The organism is Candidatus Desulfatibia sp. (genome assembly GCF_036446775.1).
Lineage (GTDB): Bacteria > Desulfobacterota > Desulfobacteria > Desulfobacterales > UBA11574 > Desulfatibia_A.
The window spans coordinates 1-5,266 of record NZ_JAZFTO010000072.1; the positions used below are offsets into that span (position 1 = coordinate 1).

At 48.1% G+C, this 5,266-nt stretch carries 6 protein-coding genes; 3 read left to right on the forward strand and 3 right to left on the reverse strand.

Features of this window, described 5'->3' with window-relative positions:
* The 3 genes from V3S16_RS03155 to V3S16_RS03165 form a co-directional block, all read left to right on the forward strand.
* A partial coding sequence (locus V3S16_RS03155; protein WP_413883222.1) for a membrane integrity-associated transporter subunit PqiC occupies positions 1–383 on the forward strand: 383 nt, incomplete at its 5' end.
* A 12-nt stretch (positions 384–395) separates the two neighbouring features.
* The gene (locus V3S16_RS03160) at positions 396–674 is read left to right on the forward strand and encodes a tetratricopeptide repeat protein (protein ID WP_413883223.1); all 279 of its coding nucleotides are present in this window, start codon (positions 396–398) and stop codon (positions 672–674) included.
* Positions 675–704: 30 nt separating this feature from the next.
* Positions 705–1,529 (forward strand): alpha/beta hydrolase-fold protein, encoded by an 825-nt coding sequence (locus V3S16_RS03165; RefSeq protein ID WP_413883224.1) that lies wholly within the window; start codon positions 705–707, stop codon positions 1,527–1,529.
* An 81-nt stretch (positions 1,530–1,610) separates the two neighbouring features.
* On the opposite strand, the gene menE is transcribed toward V3S16_RS03165, so the two are convergent.
* The 3 genes from menE to V3S16_RS03180 form a co-directional block, all read right to left on the reverse strand.
* Positions 1,611–3,062: an o-succinylbenzoate--CoA ligase gene (gene menE, locus V3S16_RS03170; protein ID WP_413883225.1), complete on the reverse strand. Its 1,452-nt coding sequence runs from the start codon at positions 3,060–3,062 to the stop codon at positions 1,611–1,613.
* A 223-nt stretch (positions 3,063–3,285) separates the two neighbouring features.
* Positions 3,286–4,383: an o-succinylbenzoate synthase gene (gene menC / locus V3S16_RS03175; protein WP_413883226.1), complete on the reverse strand. Its 1,098-nt coding sequence runs from the start codon at positions 4,381–4,383 to the stop codon at positions 3,286–3,288.
* On the reverse strand, positions 4,380–5,261 hold the full coding sequence (locus V3S16_RS03180; protein ID WP_413883227.1) for a 1,4-dihydroxy-2-naphthoate polyprenyltransferase: 882 nt from the start codon (positions 5,259–5,261) through the stop codon (positions 4,380–4,382). Before V3S16_RS03180 ends, menC begins: the two co-directional genes overlap by 4 nt.
* Between the last annotated feature and the right edge of the window lie 5 nt (positions 5,262–5,266).

Below are 5,266 nucleotides of genomic sequence, written 5' to 3' on the forward strand. Positions count from 1 at the left end.
GCAATGCGCTGACGTTTGCAGAGTTCCATCGATGGGCGGGATCTTTAAAGGAGGATTTTTCCCGCATTTTAGCCGAAAACCTGTCGATCCTGCTCGCTACGGATCGTATTGCCCTGTTCCCCTGGACCCGCGTTACGCCGATCGATTACCGGGTCACGGCAACCGTAATTCGCTTTGAGGGTAAGGTCGGTGGCGATGTCACGTTAAAAATTCGTTGGAGCATCCTTGGAGGCGCCGGAAAAAAAGTTTTAGTAATGAAAACGTCAAACTTCAGCGAGCCTGTGGGAGGCGTTAACTACGAAGCGCTGGTTGCAGCCCAGAGCCGGACGCTTGCAGGCCTCAGCCGTGAAATTGCCGAGACGATTAACACCATTTCGCGGTAAGGTCGTAATCAAATGAAAATGGGGCAATTTAAGGACGCTGCAGTTGCATTTGAGAAGCTGATTTCCATATATCCTGAATACCCTGAAGTATATTATTTTCTTGGTGAAACTTGGGGCAAGCTGGCCAAGCTGCATGACGCCCATTATTACCTGGGTATCCATTATAAAAAGATTTCAGATTTTAAAAACGCCGCGGTTCACTTGGAAAAGGCATTGGAGAAGATGGACGATCCGGAAAAAAGGGTCAAAATTAAAGTAATGCTGGTTGAGATCCGTAAAGCAAAAAACTAAAATAGACTACCCTGTTTACGTGTGACTGTCTTGTACGGTGACAAAATCAAACCCGAAAAATTCATGATAAAGAACGGTCCAATGAATTATTACCGTCAGAAAACATTTGTTTTTTATCTGCTCATGGCGGCCTTATTGTCCGGATGCTCCTGGTTTGGGGGCAAAAAAGCGATGTTTGCCGATCTCTATGTAGGAACAAACAGAAATCTAGTTGTGCTTTTACCCACCATTGGCGGTGAGGGCTTACATTATGAGGCACAGGGGTTTATCAAGGCAGTAAGAGAAAGAGGATTTGAAGGTCATTTAAAAATACTTGATGTCGATCCGAGTCTTTATCTGAATAATAAAATTATCGAGTTATTGAAAACCGAGGTGATTATTCCTGCGAAGAACGATGGTTATGAAAACATCATTCTTGTTGGCATCTCTCTTGGTGGACATGGTGCCTTGCTTTACGCAACCAAATATCCAGAAGATGTTTATTTCGTGTTTGTTATGGCCCCGTTTCTTGCCGGTCCCGTAGTTGCAGATGCCATCGAAAAGGCTGGGGGGCTTGACAAGTTTGAAGATTGTCCCTCTATCGCGTGGGACTACGCCTGTAATATGTGGTATTTATTAAAAAAATATGTGTCACAGCCCGACAATCGAAGACGTATCGCTTTGGGTTATGGAACAGAGGATCGATTCGCTCGTCAAAATCGTCTATTAGCAGACACACTGCCGTCTGATCTCGTTTTCACAGTATCCGGAGGGCACGACTGGGGAACCTGGAAAAAATTGTGGATAATGGCACTTGACCATTTCCAGGTTCTCAAATCCAATCAAATCTTGCCGGGTAAAAATATAAGTAAATAATCCACGCCCAGAAGACGTGGCTTTCTATTTCGAAATAAAGCCCTAAAAGCACAAGATTTGCAAACCATATCGTCAATAATATTAGTTTGATGGTTCGGTTTGGCTCATTTTTTCCGCAAGGCGAACAAAATACCGCCGGTTCGGTTTTAAACCACTCTGATCTATACTGTCCGGCCACTCATACAGCCTGTCCGGAATTTTGAACCGGGGCAGATAATCCTCCAAATAAGAAATGATGCTCTCCGGGTTCATCTTCTGCCCGCCCTGGAGCTTGACAAAGGCAACCGGTCTGTGCCCGTATTTGTCACTTGGAACCGGCACAACCATGACGTCTTCGATGGCAGGCAACCGCGCTAAAACCCCTTCGATTTCTTCAGGTTGAATATTCTCCCCGCCGGAGATAAACATATTGTCCCTGCGCCCGGTGACGGTGAGATAGCCGTCTTGATCGATGTCGCCCAGATCGGAAGTGCCAAACCAGCCCTCTGCATCAAAAGGTGTTATCAGACGGTCCTTTTCGACATACCCTTTAAAACACGTCTTTCCGCGAACAAGGATTTCGCTTTCTTTAGATATTTTAATTTCTCGATGCGCCAGAATACGGCCGGAGGTAAACAGCTTTTCCGGTGGATCGTCTAAAGCGGTAGTGGTTACCTGCGAAGCCGTTTCAGTCAAACCGTAAGTAGTGTACAGCTTCAAGCCTTTTTGATGCGCCTGAATGATCAATTTATGTGGAATTAAACTCCCTCCCAGCAAAACACTCCTCAGGCAGTTTGGTGTTTGCTCTGAATCAGTTTCGTCCAAAAGGCTTTTTAACTGGGTAGGAACCAGAGAAACATGGGTTGCTTTGTGACGGTTTATGGCCGTGGCCGGCATATCATTTGGGGCCGGAACGACAACAGTCGCTGCGGATAACAGACAGCGAAACAAGATGCCCATACCGCCGACATGGTATAGCGGAAGCGACAGCAGCCAGCGGTCATTCGGCCGTAAGGGCATATTTTCATTGGCACCCAGGGCGCTGTAATAATGGTGGGCGAATGTATGTAAAACCGCTTTGGGGACCGCGCTGCTTCCCGAAGTAAACATAATGGTGGCATCCTGATTTAATTCGAATTCAGGCGACCCGACAGTGTTGGCCGACATCTTCGGCCGACTCAATAAGGACGACAGCTCCATAATTGTACCGTTATATGAATCTGAAATATGATGTAAGTCGGTGACAATTTTCGTGCAGTTTATTTTATCCAGCATGGCCGCTATGGTTTTTTCCGGAAAGCGAGGGCTGATGGGGCAGGCTACCGCGCCGATTTGAAAGAGGGCCGTCAACAGCAGGATATATTCGATAGAACTGTTTGCAATGATCCCCAGACGATCTTCTCGTTCTATTCCCCTTTGGCTTAAATAGCCGGCCGTCGCGTTAACCAGCCGGTAGAACTCTGCATAAGTGATGGCCCTGTCATCCCCGATCAGAGCCGGATGATCACCATGCTTTTCTGCAGCCTCCGGTAGGGGGAAAGGAATCCTTTGCACTAGTCCTCTATATAAACTTAGGTCTTAAAATTAGCATCAAGTTTTTTATGGCACATTAAAGGCATCAACCCGCAGATACTGGATACTGGTTTCTGGATGCTTGATAAAAAAAGTGCTGAAAGAATATCCAGTATCCAGCATCCAGTATCCGGCATCCAGCATCACTTTGCCCAGGCAACCGAATCAGGCTAGTGGGAACCTGTCGGTTTAAAGCTAAGCTTCGCTATGTAAATTCCTCCAAAAGCTCCATTTTGATGTTTTTCATAAGATTCGAATCATCATCAAGAACAATCTTCCCGGTCTGGATCCGCATGGGTGTTTCCGGCAAATCTTCTTCCAGCCAAGCAAGGGTGTCAAGCCCCGCCGGTGTTTGGCCGTGGTTTATCACCGCCGCCATTGAAGCCAGCGCGAGCAGTCCCAGCGAACTCTCAAACGCCGCCGAGATCACCGGGGTTATTCCGTTGTCCTGCGCCGCCCGGGCAAAGCGCATCGCCCGTTCAAATCCCAGCAGCGTCGGTTTTATAACGATGGCTTTTAAAGCAGGCAGCAGCGGCAACTCTGGTGGAGATATTTCCAGCAAAGATTCATCGAGAGCCACCGGCAAGGGCGGAGAACAGTCTTGCATCAGCTTTTTTAATTGATAAAAGCTCTGCAGCGGCTCTTCAATATAGTTGATGTTGAACTGCACCGCACGCTGCATAAATTTCAGTGCATCGTCAAGGTTCCAGGTGCGGTTGGCGTCGAGTCTTAAGAGGGTATCCTGACCGATTATGTTTCTGACACCAGCGACCATCTCGATATCTTCATCAAGGGATAATCGTCCCACTTTCAGCTTGAATGCTCGATATCCTTTTCCAAGCAGCGCATTTGCCTTTACTTCTATTTGCTCCCTGGTTCCGCTCAAAAGTGCGTTGACGGCAACCCTTGCTGCCGCCTTGGCATCAAGCAATCGATGCAGCCCTAATTGTTTTGACATTGCCTGCATGTTGAGCACCGCCGATTCAAGACCGAATCTCACCGAGGCTGAGAGGTTAAAGCCGCCCAACCAGTCTTCAAAGCCGCCGTTGAGCAGTTCAACATTCGGCGGGATTGCGCATCCGGTTATTGTTGATGGCAGCAATGCCAGCTCTCGGCCCGCCTGCTCAATGGTTTCCCGGCTGAAGCCAATTAGAGGGGATATCTCGCCCCAGCCATGATTGCCGCTTTCATCAGCTAGGCGGACGACGAACCCTTCCCGAAACCTCAGGATTTTATTTTTTAATGTCAGGGGCTGTTTAAGTTTGAGTCGAAAACGATAGATGATAATTTCGGCGATTTTCATAAAATCCATCCGATGGAAAAGATCAGGCTGTAAAGCAGCAGCATTTTGCCGGTGGATTCAAGCACATGGTTTAAGACGATTCCTTCCGCCGTAAACACCGTCTTAATAGACGGTATCGCCGCCAGTAAAATTACAGACGTCAGCAGGGAGTAGAGGTGTTTGTCGTTATGAAGTAGTAATATAAGCGGTATAAGACAGGCAATCGCAATCGATAACAGGTATTCAATTTTTGAAAATGTAACGCCGAAGCGCACGGCCAGGGTTTTTTTACCGGCGCGATGATCGCTTTGCACATCCCGTAAATTGTTTACCGTTAAGATTGCCACGGAAAAAAGTCCGGGAGCCAGTCCGGATATAATGACCGGCCAAGAAATTTGCAGCGTTTGCACATAATAAGTCCCGCCGACCGCTACCGGTCCGAAAAAAATGATCACGAAAAGTTCCCCCAAACCGACATAACCCAGCGGATACGGTCCGGCCGTATAAAGAATACCAAAAAGAATCGAAAGCACGCCGATAACAAAAAGGGGCCACCCTGCGCGCCAGATGAGATACGCTCCCGGTACAACCGCCAGCACAAATACCGCTATAAATGCTGCCTTCATCGTTGGTGGCGGTACCAGGCCGGCTTGAACGACCCGGGTGGGACCGAGGCGGTCGGTTGAGTCGGCACCTTTATGAAAGTCAAAGTAATCGTTGGCAAAATTGGTGCCAATCTGGATTAAAACCGCCCCAAGCAGCGCTGACAGTGCCGACATAATGTGCAGCCCGCCGCTTTCAAACGCCATGGCTGAACCGATAACCACCGGCGCCACTGACGCCCACAGTGTTTTGGGCCGCGCCGCCTGAACCCAGATGTTTAGACTTGATCGTTCCATTTAAC

Bases quoted from the DNA above. Each gene is read 5' to 3' on its own strand.
- menC (WP_413883226.1), bottom strand. From the start codon at position 4,383: ATGAAAATCGCCGAAATTATCATCTATCGTTTTCGACTCAAACTTAAA.
- V3S16_RS03160 (WP_413883223.1), top strand. From the start codon at position 396: ATGAAAATGGGGCAATTTAAGGACGCTGCAGTTGCATTTGAGAAGCTG.
- V3S16_RS03180 (WP_413883227.1), bottom strand. From the start codon at position 5,261: ATGGAACGATCAAGTCTAAACATCTGGGTTCAGGCGGCGCGGCCCAAA.